17 protein-coding genes and 2 tRNA genes are annotated in these 18,072 nt (G+C 71.0%); 2 read left to right on the top strand and 17 right to left on the bottom strand.

All coding sequences use genetic code 11. The features are described from left to right. Nucleotides 1-57: 57 nt before the first annotated feature. From ACRX5W_RS07020 to ACRX5W_RS07005, 4 genes are read right to left on the bottom strand one after another with little or no spacing between them, the layout of a single operon-like run. Nucleotides 58-783 carry a gamma-glutamyl-gamma-aminobutyrate hydrolase family protein gene (locus ACRX5W_RS07020; protein WP_436787064.1) on the bottom strand — a complete coding sequence of 242 codons (726 nt, stop codon included), beginning with the start codon at nt 781-783 and terminating at the stop codon, nt 58-60. Between the two features lie 34 nt (nt 784-817). Further along, on the bottom strand, nt 818-1,582 hold the full coding sequence (locus tag ACRX5W_RS07015; protein ID WP_436787063.1) for a 3-oxoacyl-ACP reductase: 765 nt from the start codon (nt 1,580-1,582) through the stop codon (nt 818-820). Continuing rightward, nucleotides 1,579-2,952: an aldehyde dehydrogenase family protein gene (locus tag ACRX5W_RS07010; protein ID WP_436787062.1), complete on the bottom strand. Its 1,374-nt coding sequence runs from the start codon at nt 2,950-2,952 to the stop codon at nt 1,579-1,581. The genes ACRX5W_RS07015 and ACRX5W_RS07010 overlap by 4 nt, the downstream gene beginning before the upstream one ends. 38 nt (nt 2,953-2,990) lie before the next feature. Then, nucleotides 2,991-4,349, bottom strand: a complete 1,359-nt coding sequence (locus tag ACRX5W_RS07005) for a glutamine synthetase family protein (RefSeq protein ID WP_436787061.1) — start codon at nt 4,347-4,349, stop codon at nt 2,991-2,993. Nucleotides 4,350-4,485: 136 nt separating this feature from the next. On the opposite strand from ACRX5W_RS07005, the gene ACRX5W_RS07000 reads away from it, so the two are divergent. Continuing rightward, the gene (locus ACRX5W_RS07000; RefSeq protein WP_436787060.1) at nt 4,486-5,253 is read left to right on the top strand and encodes a FadR/GntR family transcriptional regulator; all 768 of its coding nucleotides are present in this window, start codon (nt 4,486-4,488) and stop codon (nt 5,251-5,253) included. A gap of 248 nt (nt 5,254-5,501) precedes the next feature. Here ACRX5W_RS07000 and ACRX5W_RS06995 read toward each other — a convergent pair. From ACRX5W_RS06995 to ACRX5W_RS06960, 8 genes are all read right to left on the bottom strand, one after another. Continuing rightward, a tRNA-Ala gene (locus ACRX5W_RS06995) sits at nt 5,502-5,574 on the bottom strand. Nucleotides 5,575-6,040: 466 nt separating this feature from the next. Continuing rightward, nucleotides 6,041-6,113: transfer RNA gene (locus tag ACRX5W_RS06990), tRNA-Ala, on the bottom strand. A gap of 82 nt (nt 6,114-6,195) precedes the next feature. Beyond that, the gene (locus ACRX5W_RS06985) at nt 6,196-6,843 is read right to left on the bottom strand and encodes a histidine phosphatase family protein (protein WP_436787505.1); all 648 of its coding nucleotides are present in this window, start codon (nt 6,841-6,843) and stop codon (nt 6,196-6,198) included. Beyond that, nucleotides 6,840-7,256, bottom strand: a complete 417-nt coding sequence (gene rsfS, locus ACRX5W_RS06980) for a ribosome silencing factor (protein ID WP_436787059.1) — start codon at nt 7,254-7,256, stop codon at nt 6,840-6,842. The genes ACRX5W_RS06985 and rsfS overlap by 4 nt, the downstream gene beginning before the upstream one ends. A 119-nt stretch (nt 7,257-7,375) precedes the next feature. Beyond that, on the bottom strand, nt 7,376-9,481 hold the full coding sequence (locus ACRX5W_RS06975) for an LCP family glycopolymer transferase (RefSeq protein WP_436787058.1): 2,106 nt from the start codon (nt 9,479-9,481) through the stop codon (nt 7,376-7,378). Beyond that, a complete protein-coding gene (gene nadD / locus ACRX5W_RS06970; protein ID WP_436787057.1) occupies nt 9,478-10,092 on the bottom strand; it encodes a nicotinate-nucleotide adenylyltransferase in 615 nt (204 codons plus the stop codon). Before nadD ends, ACRX5W_RS06975 begins: the two co-directional genes overlap by 4 nt. Before the next feature lie 190 nt (nt 10,093-10,282). Then, complete coding sequence (locus ACRX5W_RS06965) at nt 10,283-11,698, bottom strand: TerD family protein (protein ID WP_436787056.1); 1,416 nt, start codon at nt 11,696-11,698, stop codon at nt 10,283-10,285. Nucleotides 11,699-11,876: 178 nt separating this feature from the next. Further along, the gene (locus tag ACRX5W_RS06960; RefSeq protein ID WP_436787055.1) at nt 11,877-12,038 is read right to left on the bottom strand and encodes a hypothetical protein; all 162 of its coding nucleotides are present in this window, start codon (nt 12,036-12,038) and stop codon (nt 11,877-11,879) included. A 313-nt stretch (nt 12,039-12,351) separates the two neighbouring features. On the opposite strand from ACRX5W_RS06960, the gene ACRX5W_RS06955 reads away from it, so the two are divergent. Further along, on the top strand, nt 12,352-13,512 hold the full coding sequence (locus ACRX5W_RS06955) for a M48 family metallopeptidase (protein WP_436787054.1): 1,161 nt from the start codon (nt 12,352-12,354) through the stop codon (nt 13,510-13,512). 7 nt (nt 13,513-13,519) lie between these two features. Here the strand turns inward: ACRX5W_RS06955 and ACRX5W_RS06950 are convergent, their stop codons facing one another. The 5 genes from ACRX5W_RS06950 to ACRX5W_RS06930 all read right to left on the bottom strand — a co-directional run bounded on the left by ACRX5W_RS06950 (nt 13,520) and on the right by ACRX5W_RS06930 (nt 18,052). Next, on the bottom strand, nt 13,520-14,755 hold the full coding sequence (locus ACRX5W_RS06950; protein WP_436787053.1) for a hypothetical protein: 1,236 nt from the start codon (nt 14,753-14,755) through the stop codon (nt 13,520-13,522). Between the two features lie 97 nt (nt 14,756-14,852). Then, nucleotides 14,853-15,233, bottom strand: coding sequence for a hypothetical protein (locus tag ACRX5W_RS06945; RefSeq protein WP_436787052.1), 381 nt, complete (start codon nt 15,231-15,233; stop codon nt 14,853-14,855). A gap of 96 nt (nt 15,234-15,329) precedes the next feature. After that, complete coding sequence (locus tag ACRX5W_RS06940) at nt 15,330-15,878, bottom strand: hypothetical protein (RefSeq protein WP_436787051.1); 549 nt, start codon at nt 15,876-15,878, stop codon at nt 15,330-15,332. A 90-nt stretch (nt 15,879-15,968) separates the two neighbouring features. Continuing rightward, nucleotides 15,969-17,255, bottom strand: a complete 1,287-nt coding sequence (locus ACRX5W_RS06935; protein WP_436787050.1) for a glutamate-5-semialdehyde dehydrogenase — start codon at nt 17,253-17,255, stop codon at nt 15,969-15,971. 338 nt (nt 17,256-17,593) lie between these two features. Further along, nucleotides 17,594-18,052, bottom strand: coding sequence for a hypothetical protein (locus tag ACRX5W_RS06930; protein ID WP_436787049.1), 459 nt, complete (start codon nt 18,050-18,052; stop codon nt 17,594-17,596). Nucleotides 18,053-18,072 lie beyond the last annotated feature (20 nt).

Here is an 18,072-nt window from a genome sequence, read left to right as displayed (position 1 = left end):
GTACGTCACGCAACCGTGATGGGTCCGAGTCCGCGCCGCGTCGTGGCGCGGGCGGTCTCAGGTGGGCAGCGGGGCACCCGCCACCCGGCTCCGGGCGGCTGCGACCAGGGCCGCGAACGGGGCGAGGTCGTCGTCCACTTCCGGGTGCCACTGCACCGCGACGGCGAACGGGTGGCCCGGCATTTCGACGGCCTCGACGATGCCGTCCGGAGCGCGCCCGGTCACCACCAGCCCGGTGCCGAGTGTTTCGACGGCCTGGTGGTGGTGCGTCGCCACGTCGAGTTCGGTGCGCCCGTACACCTGGGCGGTACGACTGCCGGCGACGAGGTGGACCCGGTGCCGCCCGTACTGCCCCGGCCCCGGCGCGTGTCGCTCGTCGCCGCCGAGCCGGTCCGGCAGGTGTTGGATCAGCGTGCCGCCGCGCAGAACGTTGAGCACCTGGAGCCCCCGGCAGATCCCCAACACCGGTATGCGCAGTCCGAACGCGCGTTGTGCGAGGGCGAGTTCGGCCGCATCACGCGCGGGCCGCACGTATCCGGTGCGTTCGTGCGCCACGCTGCGGTAGCGCCCCGGGTCGATGTCGCCGCCGCCCGCGATGATCAGCGCGTCGACCCGGTCGGCGGCCTCCGCGACGTCGGGCACGGACGGCAGCAGGACGGGCAGGCCCCCGGCCCCCGCGACGCGGTCCACATACGCCTGCGGAAGAAGTGTCGCCTGGGTGTCCCACGCCGCCCACCGGGCCTGCTCGCTGTACGCGCTGATGCCGATGACGGGACGTGCCATGGCCGCTACCACCTGTCTCGTGTCCGGGGATGGATCACAGTGGCGTGACGTACGCGCCGGAAATACCGCCGTCGACCAGGAACTCCGAGGCGGTGATGAACGACGCGTCGTCGGACGCGAGGAACGCCACCGCCGCCGCAATCTCTTCCGCCTCCGCGAACCGCCCGACAGGGACGTGCACCAGGCGGCGTGCGGCGCGCTCGGGGTCCTTGGCGAACAGCTCGCGAAGCAGCGGCGTATTCACCGGACCAGGGCACAGCGCGTTGACACGAATACCCTGGCGAGCGAACTGCACACCAAGTTCTCGCGACATCGCCAGCACGCCGCCCTTCGACGCGGTGTAAGAAATTTGCGAGGTCGCCGCACCCATCCGCGCGACGAAACTGGCGGTGTTCACGATCGCGCCCTTGCCCTGGCGCAACATGTGCGGGATCGCGTACTTGCAGCACAGGTAGACCGACGTCAGATTGACCTCCTGCACACGGCGCCACGCATCGATGCCGGTGGTCAGGATCGAGTCGTCCTCCGGCGGTGAGATGCCGGCGTTGTTGAACGCGACGTCCACGCTGCCGTACCTGTCGAACGCGGCCTGGTAGACGGCCTCGACGTCGGACTCGCTGGTGACGTCGGCCTTGACGCAGAGCCCGCCGACCGCTTCCGCCGCGGCTTGGCCCGCCGGTTCGTCGATGTCGACGCACACGACATTGGCGCCCTCGGACGCGAGGCGCCTGGCGGTGGCGAGGCCGATGCCGCTGCCCGCGCCGGTGACGACCGCAGTGCGGCCTTCGAATCGCTTCACGAATCCTCCGTGCTGATGAACACGTTCTTGGTGTCGGTGAAGGCCGCGAGGGCGTCCGGTCCGAGTTCGCGTCCGAGGCCGGACTGCTTGAAGCCCCCGAAGGGCGTCCAATAGCGCACCGACGCATGGGAGTTGACGGACAGGTTCCCCGCCTCGACGCTCCGGCTGACACGCAGCGCTCGTCCGACGTCCCGCGTCCAAAGGGAACCGGCGAGGCCGTACGCGGTGGCGTTGGCGAGGCGTACGGCGTCCGCCTCGTCATCGAACGGGACGACCGCGGCGACCGGCCCGAAGATCTCCTCGGTCACGGTGCGGTCGAGCGGATCGGCGGGGGTGAGGACCGTCGCGGGGTACCAGAAACCTTTGCCCGCGGGCGCTTCCCCGCGGAAGGCGACCGGCGCATCATCCGGTACGAAGCCGCGTACGCGGTCCACTTGCGCGGCCGAGATCAGCGGGCCCATATCGGTCGCCGGGTCGTTCGGGTCGCCCGCACGCAGGGCCATGACGTGTGGTTCCAAGAGCTCAAGGAACCGGTCGTGCACACTGCGCTCGACCAGGATGCGGCTGCGGGCGCAACAATCCTGGCCGGTGTTGTCGCAGAACGACATCGGCGCGGCGCGCGCGGCCTTGTCCAGATCGGCGTCGGCGAACACGATGTTGGCACTCTTGCCGCCGAGTTCGAGAGTGAGACGCTTCACGCCGCGCGCGGCGCGGGCCATGATCTCCTTGCCCACCGCGGTCGAGCCGGTGAAGACGATCTTGCGGACCAGGTCGTGGTCGACGAGCGCGCGGCCCGCATCCGTCCCGCGGCCCGGCAGCACCTGGAAGACGCCCTCGGGAAGGCCCGCTTCGAGTGCCAGCTCGGCAACCCGCAGTGCGGTCAGCGGAGTCTGCTCGGCCGGCTTCGCGACCACCGTGTTGCCCGCCGCGAGCGCCGGGGCGAGCCCCCAGCCCAGGATGGGCAGCGGGAAGTTCCACGGCACGATCAGGCCCACCACCCCCAGGGGTTCGTGGAACGTGACGTCCAAGCCGCCCGCGACCGGGATTTGACGTCCCGTCAGGCGTTCCGGGGCACCCGCGTAGTAGTCCAGGACATCACGCAGGTTGGCGACCTCCCAACGCGCGTTGCCCACCGGGTGCCCCGCCTCGGCGACCTCCAGGGCCACGAGTTCGTCGGCGTGCGCGTCGACGGCATCGGCGAAACGGCGCAGGAGCCGAGCGCGATCGCCGGGCGCGACGGCGCGCCAGCCCGGGTACGCCGCGGCGGCCACACGTACCGCGGCATCAATCTCGGCGGCACCCGCCATGGGAACCCGGGCGAGGATCTCCTCGGTTGCCGGGTTGATCACCTCGAAGGCGTCGTCGGCCATCGCGGCCCTCTCTCGTATCCGGTGTGTCGGCGGCGTGCCTACATCCGCTCGAAGCCGCGGAAGAGCTCCCAGTCGGTGACGGCCGCGTCGTAGGCCGCGAGTTCGACGCGTGCGGCGTTCGCATAATGCGCCTGCACGTCTTCGCCGAACACCTCCCGCGCCAGTTCGCTCTTCTCCCACAAGTCGAGCGCATCGCGCAGCGTCGTCGGCACGGTCTCGGCTCCGGAGGCGTATGCGTTGCCCGTCTGCGGCGCGGGCAGCGGCAGTTCGTTGTCGATGCCGTATTGCCCGGCGGCGATCATGCCGGCCACCGCGAGATAGGGATTGACGTCGCCGCCCGGCACCCGGTTCTCGACGCGCAACGACGGCCCGTGCCCGACGAGGCGCAACGCGCAGGTGCGGTTGTCGACACCCCACTGCACGGCGGTCGGGGCGAAACTGCCGGGCTGAAAACGCTTGTACGAGTTGACGTTCGGCGCGTAGAGCAGCGTGAACTCACGCAGCGCGGCGAGTTGTCCGGCGATGAAGTGCTCACCGGTCTTCGACAGCCCGTACGGCCCGTCGCCGCTCAGCACGGGCCCCGCCGCGCCGTGCAACGACATGTGGATGTGGCACGAATTGCCCTCACGCGCATTGGGTTTCGCCATGAAGGTCAGGCTCATGCCCTCCTGCGCGGCGATCTCCTTCGCGCCGTTCTTGTACACGCTGTGGTTGTCACAGGTACGCACCGCCTCGTCGTAGCGGAACGCGATCTCGTGCTGGCCGAGATTGCACTCGCCTTTTGCCGACTCGACGTACATGCCCGCGGCCGTCATCTCGTTGCGGATCCGGCGCAGCAGCGGCTCGACGCGCGCGGTGCCGAGGACGCTGTAGTCGACGTTGTACTGATTGGCGGGCGTGAGGTCGCGGTAGCCGCGGTTCCACGCCTCTTCGTACGTGTCGCGGTAGACGACGAACTCAAGCTCCGTGCCGACCATCGCCCGCCGGCCGGCCTCCGCCAGGCGGTCGGTCTGCCTCCGGAGGATCTGACGCGGAGACGCGGCCACCGGCGTTCCGTCCGCCCACGTGAGATCGGCGAGCACCATCGCCGTCCCGGCGTTCCACGGAACCGGGCGCAACGTGGCCATGTCGGACACCATGACGAAATCGCCGTAGCCCTGGTCCCAAGAACTCATCGCATAGCCGTCGACGGTGTTCATGTCGACGTCCACCGCGAGAAGGTAGTTGCAGCCCTCGGCGTGACGGTCCGCCACCTCTTCGAGGAAGTATCGCCCCGAGAGCCGCTTGCCCTGTAAGCGGCCCTGCATGTCGGTGAAGGCGATCAGAACAGTGTCGATGTCCCCGGCTTCGACCTGCCCCCGAAGCCGATCGACGCCATACGCCCACCCACCCGACACCGTCACCCTCCCCTGGGGCACGCCAGTCTGCCGCCGTCCGCACTGCCCGCACGATCGGTTCGGGGCCATCCAACCTCATTGGGCTAACATCGGTCCATTGAATCGGATAAGCGTTCGACCAGGGGAGGTACCGCCGGTGCCGGCCGACACGGCGACATTTCCGCCGGAGAGCCCACGCGCGGCGTCCGACACCCCCGCCGCGGACGCCGTGCTCCGCCCCGTACGCACGGGAAACGCGTTCGAGGAGACGGTCGAACGCCTCATGGCCGCGATCAAACTCGGCGTGGTCCCCCCAGGCGACCGCTTCCCCGCCGAACGCGACCTCGCCGCACGCCTCTGTGTCAGCCGCATCACCCTCCGCGAAGCCCTGCACGCCTTGCGCCAATCCGGCCACGTCGAAGTACGACGCGGCCGATTCGGCGGCACGTTCGTCACCTGCCCTCCGCCCACCCCGCCGCCCGGCGAAGCCCGCCGCCGCGCCGAGGACATGGGCCCGGCACTCGACGACGCCCTCACCTTCCGCCGCGTCCTCGAAGTCGGCGCCGTCCACGTCCTCGCCACCCGTCCCCTCGACGAAGACCGGCGCGCCCTGCTCCTCGCCCGTCTGCACGCCGTGGACAACGCCACGCCCGGGGACTACCGCCGCCTCGACACCGCCTTCCACCTGACCCTCGCGGAACTCGCCGGCTCCTCCTCGCTCACCGCCGCGGCCGCCGACGTCCGCATGCGCCTCAACGACCTCCTGGACGCGATCCCGGTCCTCGACCGCAACATCGAACACAGCGCAGCCCAACACGCGGCAATAGTCCGCGCCATACTCGCCACCGACCCCGAAGCCGCCCGCCACGCCGTCACCGAACACCTGGACGCCACAGCCGCATTGCTGAGGGGCTTCCTCACCTGACGCGCCGGGAACGCGAGGTGCCCCCCAAGAACACCGCGATCCCGCAACGGTGCTCCCCCACCCGCGCGACCCGCCCCAAAAAACAAACGCCGACCCCGTCCCCACGCTTCGGGCACCACAACCACGAAGCCAACAAGCGCCCCACGACTCCCCGCGCCGACGCGGGCTGTGGGTGGCGAAGCCGCGCAGAAACAACAAAGACGACCCGGTCTGCGCTTTCCGCAGACACAGGTCGCCCATCGTTTTTGTGGAGCTAAGGAGACTTGAACTCCTGACCCCCTGCATGCCATGCAGGTGCTCTACCAGCTGAGCTATAGCCCCTCACCGGCGCCACCGGTACCCCGGTCGGCCGAGGAACACCTTACATGGTCGACGCCCCAACTTCCCAACCGATAGACCCAGGAACGCCCACCGACACCCCATCCGCAACAGACGCAACTGGAGCGGCACATACGGGCAGGACACACACTGTCCGCAGAGCGAGCCACGACCCATCTCCGACCAGCCGCGCCTGAGAGTCGTCACGACCGAGCCGGTCGTCGCTGTCGGAGTTTCACGGGATCTCAGCGGTGTCGTCGAGCCGAGAACGACTCGTGTGGCGTAACGCATGCCGCCGCCTTCGAACGACAGTCAGAACCGATCAACAAACCCACCACCCCCACAATCCCCCGCGCCGGCACGGGGGGCGTGGGTGGCGAAGCCCCCACCCACGCGGCGAAGCCGCGCAGAAACAACAAAGACGACCCGGTCTGCGCTTTCCGCAGACACAGGTCGCCCATCGTCTTTGTGGAGCTAAGGAGACTTGAACTCCTGACCCCCTGCATGCCATGCAGGTGCTCTACCAGCTGAGCTATAGCCCCTCACCGGCACGACCGGTACTCCGGTCGGCCGAGGAATACTTTACATGGTCGGCAGGGGAACTTCCCAACCGATAAACCTCGCTCAGACCTCGTCGCCGAGCACCGGCTCCGGAAGGGTGCCCGCGTTGTGCTCCAGCAGGCGCCAGCCGCGTGCGCCCGGGCCCAGTACCGACCAGCAGCAGTTGGACAGCGCGCCCAGGACGCCCCATGCACTTTCGTCGAGTCCGATCATGCGTCCTATGGCGCAGCGGATCGCGCCGCCGTGAGAGACGACGACGAGGGTGCCGGAGTCCGGGAGTTTTTCGAGTGCGCGTTCGATCGACTGGACCGCGCGGTCCGCGACCTCGGTTTCCAGTTCGCCGTCGCCGCGGCGTACCGGTTCGCCGCGCCGCCAGGCCGCGAACTGCTCCGGGAAGCGTTCTTCGATCTCGCTGTTGGTCAGGCCCTGCCAGTGGCCCGCATACGTCTCGCGGAGCCCCTCGTCGAGTTGCACCGAGAGGCCGGTGAGGCTCGCGAGTTCGCCGGCGGTGTCCGCGGCGCGCATCAGGTCGGAGGCGAGGATCGCGCTCGGCTTGAGCGCCGCGAGCAGACGCGCGGCGCGTTGTGCCTGCGCGACGCCCGCCTCGGTGAGCGGGATGTCCGTCTGCCCCTGGAACCTTCGCTCGACGTTCCATGTCGTCTGGCCGTGCCGCCACAGCAGGATGCGGCGACCGCCGCCGGACGCGCTCAGTTTGCGTCCTCGACTGCGGCACCGGCCTCGGCGCGCTCGGCGTTGACGCGCTGCACCACCTCGGGCAGCTCCATCTTGGGGCAGTCCTTCCACAGTCCTTCGAGCCGGTAGTACGCGCGTTCCTCCGCGTGCTGCACGTGCACGACGATGTCGATGAAGTCGAGCAGGACCCAGCGCGCCTCACGGTCGCCCTCGCGGCGGACCGGCTTGGCACCGAGCTTCCGGAGCCGTTCCTCGACCTCGTCGACGATCGCCTTGACCTGCCGGTCGTTGGGCGCGGAGGCCAGGACGTAGGCGTCGGTGATGCCGACGACTTCGCTGACGTCGTAGGCGACGGTCTCGGTGGCGAGCTTCTCGGCGCACGCCTCGGCGGCGGCGTTGACGAGCTCGATGGCGTGGGGTGTGGCGGTCACGGTCTGCTTTTCTTCAGGTGACGAGGGACGCCTTCCAGGTTCTCACACCGGACAGGGTGGCCGCCGCCGAGTAAAGCGACGGCCACCGTCCGTACGAAACGGTCCCGGTGAGGCACCGGTCAGGCCGGGTTGTAGTCCTTGCCGAGCGTCACGACGATGTCGGCCAGCATCTCTCCCTCGGATTTCTGCACCGCCGTCTCCGGCAGGCCCAGCGTGAGCGCGATCTGCACCGCGGCTTCGCGTCGTGCGTCGTCGGAGAACTGCACCACGGTCGTCGGCTTGGCCACGGGTTCGACCATGCCGCCCGGCACGTAGGAGTAGCCGGCGTTGACCATCTTGATCCGCGCCGCCTCCTGCGCTCCGGCCTTTCCGCTGGCGTCGGCGACCATGACGCGCGCCGGGCCCTCCGACTTCGCCACCTGCACGGTCCCGCCGAGCAGTTCCCCGACGACCGGCCCCGCCGCGGCGACGTCGATGATGCCGTCGGGTTGCACCGGCAGGTCGGCGGATTTGAACTGCTGCGCCTGGACGGCCTTGGCCATCGACGTGAGCAGTTCGGCAAGCCGGTCGTCGGGCAGTGACGGGTCGGCGACGTTCGCGAGGTTGCGCAGCAGATTGGCGACGAGCTGCGCCTCGGTCGGCAGCACCTTGAGCACCGCCTGCACGACACGGCCGAACCGCTCGGCGCCGAGTGAGGGTGCCTCGCCCGGGATGCGGTACGTCGCGTACGCGCGCGCCTGGAGGCCGGTGACCTTCGACGGCCCGGCCGGCAGCACGACGCGGCCGTCCGCACCCTTGACCTCGACGTCGGCGGCGAGTTCGACGCCGCCCATCATGTCGACCAGGCCTTGCAGCACCGGCTCGCTCACGACCCACGAGCCGTCGAGCCTGACACCGATGAGCTGGGCGAGCGCGTCGCGGGTCGCCCCCGCGCCGTCGGTCGCCATCAGTTCGCCGAGTCCCCTGGGGCCACCGCCCGCGGTGTTGACCACGGTCGCCGACGGGACGGTGATCATCGCGGCGGTGCCGCGCTGCGGGTCGTCGGCCAGGACCGCGCTCGCGGTCGCCTGGCCGCCCTCGCCGCGCAGTTGGATCAGCACCGCGCCGCCACTCGCGCGCTCGGCGGTCTTGGAGTCTTCGCTCCACCAGGTCGTGTACGCGTAGTAGCCGCCCGCGCCGACCGCCGCGACGGCCAGGACCACCACCAGGGCGATCAGGCGGCTGCGCAGTTGGCGGCGGCGTTCGTCGCGACGTTCGGAGCGCGTCTCGGCGAATTTCAGCCAGTCGATGACGTCTTCGGTTTCCTCGGCGTCGTCGTCGACGAAGTCGAACTCGTCTTCCGCGTAGCCGACCCGCTCGCGGTTGGGTCCGGGTCGGCCGCCGGGCCGCCTGCCTTCCCCGGGGCGCGGCCGTCCGGGGGCGGGCACTGTTCCGGTCGTCCCGGAGGCCGCGGGCTTCGCGGGGCTGCTCGGCGCGGCCGGACGGGCGGGTGCGGCAGGTCGGCTGGGAGTTCCCGGCCGAGCGGTGGGCACCTGGACGCGGAACGAACCTGTCGCGGCGCCGCCGGTGGGTCCGGTCGCGCCGGGCCGGCGTACACCCGCCTCCGTCTGCGGCCCGGCCGCGCGGGCGGCACCGCCGAGCCCCGCGGCCGCGGACGCCGCAGTGGGCGCCGCGCCACCGGGGGCCGCGGGCCGGCCGTCCGGGGCCGGAGCAGGGTAGGCGCCGCCGTCGTACGCCGCGTAGGCGCCGGAGTCCTGGTCAACCGGCGCCGCGGGCTGCCCGTATCCGGGTTGCTGCGGTACGGCTCCGTACGCGCCGGAGTCGTGCACCGGCGCGGCGCCCGGCTGGGGATACGCGTCGGGGGCGGGCGCATACCCGTACGACGACTGGTCGTACGCCGGGTTCTCGTACGTCGTGCCATACGCCGGCGCCCCGTAGCCGGGAGTCTCGTAGGCCGGGGTCTCGTGGGCCGGGGTCTCGTAAGACCCCGGATAGCCCTGCGCGCCGTACTGCCCCGGCACTTGCTGCCCCGCCGCCTGCTGGTCGTAGCCGTAGGCCGTGTCCTGCGGATACGCCTGGCCCTGACCGGCGCCCTGCTCCTGCCCGTAGGCCTGATAGGGCCCTTCCTGATAGGGCCCTTCCTGGTAAGGCCCCTCCTGGTACGGCCCTTCCTGGTACGGACCGCCCTCGTAAGGACGTCCGTCCCCTTCGCCCCTACCGCTCACGTCGCCCCTCGGTACAGCCCTCGTTTGCTGATGTATTGCACGACCCCGTCGGGGACCAGGTACCAAACCGGCTCACCGCCGTGCTGGCGGCGGCGGATGTCGGTCGACGAGATGGCCAGTGCGGGCACCTCGACAAGGCTGACGCCGCCGTCCGGGAAGCCGGGGTCGGACAGCGTGTGGCCGGGCCGGGTGCAACCGATGAAGTGTGCGAGCGCGAACAGCTCTTCGGCGTTGCGCCACGAGAAGATCTGCGCGAGGGCATCTGCACCGGTGATGAAGAACAGCTCGGTCCCCTCACCCGACGCGTGGCGCAGGTCCTTGAGCGTGTCGACCGTGTACGTCTGGCCGGGCCGGTCGATGTCGACGCGGCTGACCGAGAATCGCGGGTTGGACGCGGTGGCGATGACCGTCATGAGGTACCGGTCCTCGGCGGGCGAGACCGCACGGCCGCTCTTCTGCCACGGCTCGCCGGTCGGCACGAAGATGACCTCGTCGAGTCGGAACAGCCCCGCGACCTCGCTCGCGGCCACGAGGTGGCCGTGGTGGATCGGGTCGAAGGTGCCGCCCATGACGCCGACGCGTCTGTTGCGCTGTGCCGTGCCATCGTCCATGGGCGGCCAATCTATAGGGCCGGGTTCCGGAAGGACACGGACCGGCGGTGAACAGACGGGTTGGCCGCACGGGGGGCCGGGACACCCCGAGCGTTTCGTCGGGCAACCGCGAACTCCCGTGCGCCACAAGGCCAATCGGGTGCCATCGGGCGAACCGACCGAGCCCGGATCCAGCGGGCGGCCGGATCCTTCACCCCGGTTCGGGGGTGAACGTCCATTCTCCGTCCGCCTCGATCTCGATGAGGCAGGGGCCGGCGGGGATGATCGACTCGCCGTCGTAGCTCCCGATCGCGTTCGCGAGCGAGGCGAGGTAGGGGTCTTCGGCCTGACCGGGGGATTCGGCGTACGCGCGCACCATGAAGTTGCTCGTGCCCGCGTGCGTCATGGCGACGACCGTACGGGGACCGGTCCACCGCAGGACTTCCGGGCCGTCGCCGGAGACCGGGCCGGTGAGCCAGGGCGCGGCGGTGGGCGGTTGGATGACGACCGTCCAGGGGCCGTCGCTTTCGATCTTCAGGCGCTCGGTGGCCGTTCCGCGCTCGTCGACGAGGACCCGGCCGCGGTACGCACCGATCTCGTTGACCAGCAGCTTGTCATGTTCGAGCGACGAATTCAGAGTCCACACCGCGAAGTTGGCGGTTCCGTCACCGGTGATCTCGACGACCACGGGGCCGGACTCGACCGGGCGCGAGATGCGGAGGATCCGGTCGCCGGAGCCTTCGTAGGTGTGGACGCCGGGAACGGCGGACTCACCGGCCCCGGACTCCGTCGCGGCGTCGGTTCCGCCTCCAGCCGCGTCGGCACCGGTCTCGTACTTGATCTCGGTCTCGGCCCGGACATCGGTCTCGACTTGGGTCTCGGTCTCGGCCCGGACATCGGTCTCGGCGTGGATCTCGGTCTCGGCCACAGTCCCGGCCGCACCCCCGTCAACAGCCTCCGGCTCCGGCGCCGCGTCCCTTTCCGCTTCCGCGTCCGCGTCCGGCCGCCCCTCGACGGCGACCGCCGCCTCCTCCTCGGAACCGCTCACGGGCTCCGCGTCGCTGTCGCTGTCCCTGTCGCCGTCGTCGTTCGCCGCCCGGCCGCCCAACAGCACGGCGGGGTCGGCCCCGTAGTCGCGGACGAGCTGCTCCAGCCCGTCCCGGTATCCCTGCCCGACCGCCCCGAAGCGCCAGCCGTCGCGGCGGTAGATCTCACCGAGGATCAGCGCGCGCTGGCCCTTCATCTCGGACGGGTCCATGAGGAACGCGCCGATCGCTTCCTCGCCGGCGGTCAGCACGACGCTGCCGGCGTCCAGGGCGATGTCCGGTCCGACCGACGCCACGACGAACAACAGCCGGTGCACGTCCGGCGCGACAGCGTCCAGATCCACGTCGAAGGAGGCGTTCGAGGCGCCTCCCGACACCAGCGCGACCGCGCTCACGAGCGACGCGGGGCGGTCCGCGCTGACCGGCGGCCGGTTCGCATCTATGTGTCCGTCCGCATCGAGGGCGAAGCAGAACGCGGCGGTGTCGGTGCCTGTTGCCGCCCCCGCGATCTCGACGCGCAGCGCGGTCGCCGCGGTCAGATCCGCCAGCCTGGCCTTCTCGCCCATGGCGAATGTCCGCATTTCACCCTCCCCAAGGTGCTGCCGGGTCCCGTGCCCGCGACTCGCCCCGAACATTAACGCGCGGCCGGGGGGCCGCACACGTGCCCGTGGGCGGCCGACCCGCGGGCAGCACGAAACCGGGGTCGCCGTACGTGGCAACCCCGGAGATGTGTCTGACGCCCAAAGGGCCAGGTGGAGTTCAGCGGTCCTTGTTGAAGGACATCGTGATGAGGAGGAGAACGATCAGCGCGACGAACGCACCGATCCCGGCGCCGAGCGGGTTCAGGTTCTCGTGGTTGCCGCCGTGCTCGCCGCCTTCGCTGGCGAGGCGGGTGAGTACGGTCACGGCGTGCTCGGTCATCGTGTCAACCCTCGTGTGTCGGTCGTCGGACGCCGGCCGGGTGTCCGCGAGGACATCTGGTCACACGGCCGCGGACGACATCGTACGGAAGGGGGGTGGGCCCTGCGCGCGCAGGATCGCTTCGGCAGTTCCTCGGCGGCAGGCCCGGCACCGGCCGGCGAGCCGTCACGGGACCGGCTCACTGCGCCGAACGAGTGAGGGTTGTCCCGCAGTGGCCTGCTCCGGCTGCGCCTAACCTGAGGGGACGAAGGGCGGCGCAGCGTCGCCGCGCGTGCCTGCCGCCCGGCCGGATCACCCACGAGGGGGAGCGCCGATGCCCGACACCACCAAGCAGCCGGGGGCCGGTGGGACCGACGGCCGACTGCCCGCCGCTCAGCGCAAAAGGTTTCCGGGCATCTCCTCGCGGGCGTACGAACACCCCGCCGACCGCAGCGCGTTGGTGGCGTTGCGCAGGTTGCAGGGGTTCGACGGTGTTCTGCGGCAGTTGCACGGCATGGTGTCGGAGCGGGCCGTCCGCCTCGCGTTTCTGGCCGGCAGCGTACGCACGAGCGAGCAGCAGTTCCGGCGCCTGCACGAAATGGCACGCGACGCGGCGTACATCCTGGACCTGCCGAATGTGCCGGAGGTGTACGTCACGCTCGACCCGCAGCCGAACGCGATGGCGATCGGCATGGACAAGCCCTTCATCGTCGTGACGACGGGTCTTGTCGAACTGCTGGACGACGACGAGATGCGCACGGTCATCGGCCACGAGATGGGCCACGTCCTCTCCGGCCACGCGGTCTACCGCACCATGCTGCTGATCCTGACGGGTCTGTCGATACGGCTGTCCGGCATCCCGCTGGGCACACTCGCGGTCCAGGCGGTCGTCGCGGCCCTTCAGGAGTGGTTCCGCAAGTCGGAACTGAGCTGCGACCGCGCCGGCCTGCTGGTCGGCCAGGACCCCGAGGCCTCCCTGCGGGCGCTGATGAAGATCGCGGGCGGTTCGCGGCTGCACGAGATGAGCACCGACGAATTCCTCGCGCAGGCCGCCGAATACGAAGCGGCGGGCGACATACGCGACAGCGTGCTGAAGCTGATGAACGTCGTCGGGCGGTCGCATCCGTTCCCGGTGGTACGTGTCGCGGAGCTCAAACGCTGGGCCGACGGCCCGGGCTATGCCGCGATCATGGCGGGCGACTACCCGCGGCGCGACGAGGACGGCGACGCATCGGTGCGCGGCGAGGCGAAGGCGTCGGCCGATTCCTACCGCGAATCGGCGCGGCAGACTGCGGACCCCCTCTTCGGCCTGCTGCGCGACCTCGCGGACGGCGCGGTGGACGCGGGCGGGCGGCTGCGTGACAAGTTCACCGGCCGGTCACCGGGCTCCGGTACGGCCGAGCCCACGCCGCCGAAGAGCACCGCCAAGACCGCCGACGAGAGTAACGCGAATTCCGGCGACGCCAATCCGGAACAAGGCGGCCCCAGGCACTGACGCAGCGTCAGACCGCAGTAGTCAGGCCTCCGCACGTCATCCCGCTCGCGCCCCCGAGTGCCAGCGGATCGAGCGGCGACCCGCTCGGCAGCGGACCGGACGAGGACGCCGGCGGCATCGGCGACGGCATCGGCGTCGGCAGGATTCCGGTGGCCCCGGAGATCACCGCGGCCTCGGACGCCGTGACGGTCGGCCCGCCCATCGCGCCCTTGGCCGCCGAAGCGGCCTCCGCCGACGCGGCAAGCGTCGGGGCGCCGGTCGGCTCGGACGCCGAACTTCTCTCCCCGGCCGGGAAGATCGGCTGGAAGTACGCCGCGGCGGTGGCCGTGCACGGCTGCGGTGCCGCCACGGTCACGATGCGGCGCACCCGCATTTGGGCGTCCCGCAGACCCGGCTTGTCGATCCGGAACTCCCAGAGCCGGTGCACGACGAAACGCGTCCACACCTCGCCTCCGCGCGCCTTGACCGCGTACACGAAGACGCCGTCGACCGTGACCATGAGCTCGCCGTCGCGCGGTTCGGCGATCGACGTCACCGCGTTGACCCGGGCCAGCGTGGCGTCGGCGTCGACGGCCTCGGGGTCGAAGCGGGTGACCCATCCGGTGGCCGCGTGCACATCGTCGTCGACGGGGTGGTCGAGCGCGGCGATCACCTGCCGGTACTGGTCGGACCGGAGGTTCAGCGCCGCGGACCACGGGCGCCCGCCCCGCCAGACCGCGGGATCGAGTTGGGTGTCGGCGATGAAGTCCCTGACCAGCTCCAGGCTTTCGCGTACCTGTGGAGCACTGAAGTGCTCGGTCTCCTCCTGCGCGGGCAGGGCGATACCGGCCCGGTCGTCTCTCCATGCGGCGGCGGAGGTTCCCGCGAAGGGGTCGGCGTCCGGGGCCACCTCGGCAGGGACGACGCCGACGGCCGGGGCGAGAGAGACGCGTACCAGAACCGCTGGTCCCGGCGCGGTCCGGTGCACCGGCGCGTTCGCGCGTCGCCCGGCGAGGTAGAGGGCGCCGGACGTCACGACCACGATCGACAGCACCAGCACGACGGCCCGGAACATCGCCGGGGGCATGCCGAAGGCCCGGCGCAGGGGCCGGGGTTTCCTCCCGGTGCGCAGCCGTTCCTGCGCCGACGGCTCATGGAGCACGGCGGCCTGGACGAAGGACTCGTCGAAGACGACGCGGAATTCGTCCTCGCCGTCGGGTCCGCCCCTGCGGCTGCCTTCAGGGGGTTCGCCCCGAGCGGACATATCCCCATGGTAGGCGGCGGAGGGTTCGCCCGGAATGCGGAAATCCACCCGCACATCCGGCTCTTGACGGACCTTCAGGTACGAACCGGCGCCGTGGTCACCCGCGGACGGACAGGAACAGGACCACCGCCGCGATGAGCACGAACCACACCGCGATCTTGAGCTCGGTGCGGTCGCGGTGCTCCGCGCCTCCGCCCCCCAGGCGTCGCGGGGCGCCCCCGCCGCGTTCCTGCCGCCGACGCAGTCGGCGCCGCCCCCGGTTCTCCCCGGCCGCCTCCCGGAACCCGGTGTTCTCCGGCGGCTCGTGCTTCCAGCGTTCGGCGAGCATGCGTGCCCGCGCGGACGGCTCGCTCTTCTGCGCTCCCTTGATGAATTCCTCGTCGAGCACCAGGCCTTCGAAGGGGTCCGCGCCCGCAGGCTGCTGCCCATCCGTCGCCTCGGGCTCGTGGTCGGGTCCCCCGTCACGTCGCTCAGACACGGGCGCAACCTATCGGATGCCGGCGACATCGGCGAGACCGTCGTGGCCAGGATCACGGCAGGGGAGCCGTCGCGTGTCAGCCCACCTGCCCGCGACTCAGCAGTTGCCGTGCGGAAGGGCCGGACACAGCAGGAGAGCGGACACCGCCGGCGGGGTGTTCTCAGCCGATCCCGGCCGACCGGTGTGCGTCTCGGGGGCCGGGGTCCCGACCGTCGGCTGGGGAACCGGCGGGTTCTGCCCGGACCGCCCGGGGGCGACCGCCGTGACCGCCATCGCCACCACACCGACGCCCATCAGCACCGCCAGCACCCACGCCACCGACTGGCGCCACCGGGAGGGGCGGGCGGGCCCGCCGAAATCGTCGTCCGCGCCCCAAACGTCGTCCGGAGCCTCGAACCTGCCTTCGGTGCGCGGCTCGTGCAGCGCGTAGGGATCTTCGCCGAAGTCCGTCGGCTGCGGCGGCGTCAGCGGAGTCGGCGGCGCGGCGGCGAGCTGCCGTTCGGCGGCGGTGGGCTCGTGGATGGTCGCAGCCCGCACGAAGTGATCGTCGAAGACGACGGAGGACCAATCGTCCCCCGCGTGCTCGGGGTCGTCCCCGGACTCCGGCGGGCCGTCAGGTGGTTCCGGCCCTCGCGCGTCGGCCACCGCATCACAGTATTACCGCGGTGCCCCCGAGGGGAACGGATTACCGCGAGCCGGTCGCTGCGGTCTCCGTCCCCCATGCGTCACTCCGGGTCATCCGCGCACGTGCCCCTCGCCGGTCACGACGAACTTGGTGGACGTGAGCTCCGGCAGACCCATCGGCCCGCGCGCGTGCAACTTCTGCGTCGAGATCCCGATCTCGGCGCCGAAGCCGAACTGGCCGCCGTCGGTGAAGCGTGTCGACGCGTTCACCATGACCGCCGTCGAGTCGACCAGGCGCACGAAGCGCCGGGCCTGGGACTGCGAGCGCGTGACGATGGCCTCGGTGTGGCCCGACGAGTGCCGGCGGATGTGCGCGACGGCGTCGTCGAGGGAATCGACCACGGCGGCGGCGATGTCGTACGAGAGGTACTCGGTGTCCCAGTCCTCGTCGGTCGCGGGCACGACGTCGGCGGAGTACTTCTGCACGGCGGGGTCGCCGTGCACGGTCACCCCGGCCTCCTTGAGCGCGGCCAGAGCAGCCGGCACGAAGGCGTCGGCGATGTCGGCGTGCACGAGCAGCGTCTCGGCGGAGTTGCACACCGACACGCGCTGCGCCTTGGAGTTGACCAGGATCTCGACGGCCATCGGCACGTCGGCGTCGGCGTCGACGTACACGTGGCAGTTGCCCACGCCCGTCTCGATGACCGGCACCGTGGATCCCTCGACCACGGTCCGGATCAGGGATGCTCCGCCGCGCGGGATGAGCACGTCGACCAGCCCCCGCGCGCGCATCAGTTCGTTGACGCTGTCGTGGGATTGGCCGGGGACGAGCTGGATCGCGTCGGCCGGAACCCCGGCGGAGGCGACCGCGTCGCGCAGCACCGCGACGAGTGCGGTGTTGGAGGCGTACGCCGACGACGAACCGCGCAGCAGCACCGCGTTGCCGGACTTCAGGCACAGCACGGCGGCGTCCACGGTCACATTGGGCCGGGCCTCGTAGATGATGCCGACGACGCCCAGAGGGACGCGTACCTGCCGAAGCTCCAGGCCGTTGGGCAGCGTCGAACCGCGCACGACCTCGCCGACCGGGTCGGACAGGCCGACGATGTCGCGCACGTCGGACGCGATCGCGGCCACCCGCTCGTCGGTGAGGGTGAGCCGGTCGACGGTCGACTCGGGGGTGCCGTTGGCACGGGCCCGCGCGACGTCTTCGGCGTTGGCCGCGACGATCTCGGCGGAGCGAGCGATCAGCGCGTCGGCGATCGCGAGCAGCGCGGCGTCCTTGACCCTGCGCTCCAGTGGGGCGAGCGCGGCGGCGGCGTCGCGGGCACGCCGCGCGGTGGCGAGGACGGCGGAGGATTCACCGGTGGCTGCGCTGAGGGATTCGCTGCTGCTCATGACGCAAGCCTACCGACCTCTTTCGGCGTCCCCGGAAAGGTTTCCGCCAGGCGAGACGGCCGCGAACCGCCGGGGAGGCGGAACGGCCTCCTCCGGGAACGCGGGTTCGGGCCGGCCGCATCTGCCGCACGCCGCGGCCGGTCGCCGCCCCCGGCCGCACACGATCCACCGTCCTTCGCGGCCGTGCCCGTTCATGCCCGCGTGCCTGCTCGTGGCATGGTGGTCGCGCGCTGTCGGTGTGCACGAGTGCGGCCGCCGTGCGGCGGCAGACGTCGCGGCGGACGGCGAATACGGTGACGACGTTCAGCGATGCCGTCCCGTGCGCGGTCGTGTCCGCCTCAGAACGGCTGGACGCCTCCCGGCACGATCGGACCTCCCGACGGGGACTTCGCGCGCTGCTGCCACGTCCCGCGGTCGACGACCTCCAGGCCGATGATCTCCCACGGCGGAAGCCCTGCCGAGCGGCGGTGTTCGCCCCACAGGCGCAGGGCGAGGGCCGCCGCGTCCTGAAGGTCGCGGGCCTCCTCCCAGTAGCGGATCTCCGCGTGGTCGGCGGCGTACCGGCCGGCGAGCAGGAAGGGGTGGTCGTGCGCGAGTTGTTCGAGCGCCCGGCGGATGTCGTCCGAGGGAACCGCGCTGCCGGCGACGGTCAGCGTTATGTGCCACATCCGGGTCTCCTCGATCCGGACGGCCTTCTTCTCCGCCAAGGCGCCGCGCGCGACCGACTCGCCATCGTCCCCGCCCGCCCGTCGCGGCGCCACGGCCTCCCAGGGCAGCTCCCTGCCACGTCCCTGCACCGGTCCGCCTTCCGTCGATG

The organism is Yinghuangia sp. YIM S10712 (genome assembly GCF_051388935.1).
Classification (GTDB): Bacteria; Actinomycetota; Actinomycetes; order Streptomycetales; family Streptomycetaceae; genus Yinghuangia.
The sequence above is the reverse complement of the archived record's forward strand: the minus strand, read 5'-3'. Positions and strand labels throughout refer to the sequence as shown.

Coding starts and splice junctions, on each gene's coding strand:
- ACRX5W_RS06960 (WP_436787055.1), bottom strand. CDS start 12,038: ATGACCGAGCACGCCGTGACCGTACTCACCCGCCTCGCCAGCGAAGGC.
- ACRX5W_RS06935 (WP_436787050.1), bottom strand. CDS start 17,255: ATGAGCAGCAGCGAATCCCTCAGCGCAGCCACCGGTGAATCCTCCGCC.
- ACRX5W_RS07010 (WP_436787062.1), bottom strand. CDS start 2,952: ATGGCCGACGACGCCTTCGAGGTGATCAACCCGGCAACCGAGGAGATC.
- ACRX5W_RS06950 (WP_436787053.1), bottom strand. CDS start 14,755: ATGTCCGCTCGGGGCGAACCCCCTGAAGGCAGCCGCAGGGGCGGACCC.
- nadD (WP_436787057.1), bottom strand. CDS start 10,092: ATGGACGATGGCACGGCACAGCGCAACAGACGCGTCGGCGTCATGGGC.
- ACRX5W_RS06955 (WP_436787054.1), top strand. CDS start 12,352: ATGCCCGACACCACCAAGCAGCCGGGGGCCGGTGGGACCGACGGCCGA.
- ACRX5W_RS07020 (WP_436787064.1), bottom strand. CDS start 783: ATGGCACGTCCCGTCATCGGCATCAGCGCGTACAGCGAGCAGGCCCGG.
- ACRX5W_RS06965 (WP_436787056.1), bottom strand. CDS start 11,698: ATGCGGACATTCGCCATGGGCGAGAAGGCCAGGCTGGCGGATCTGACC.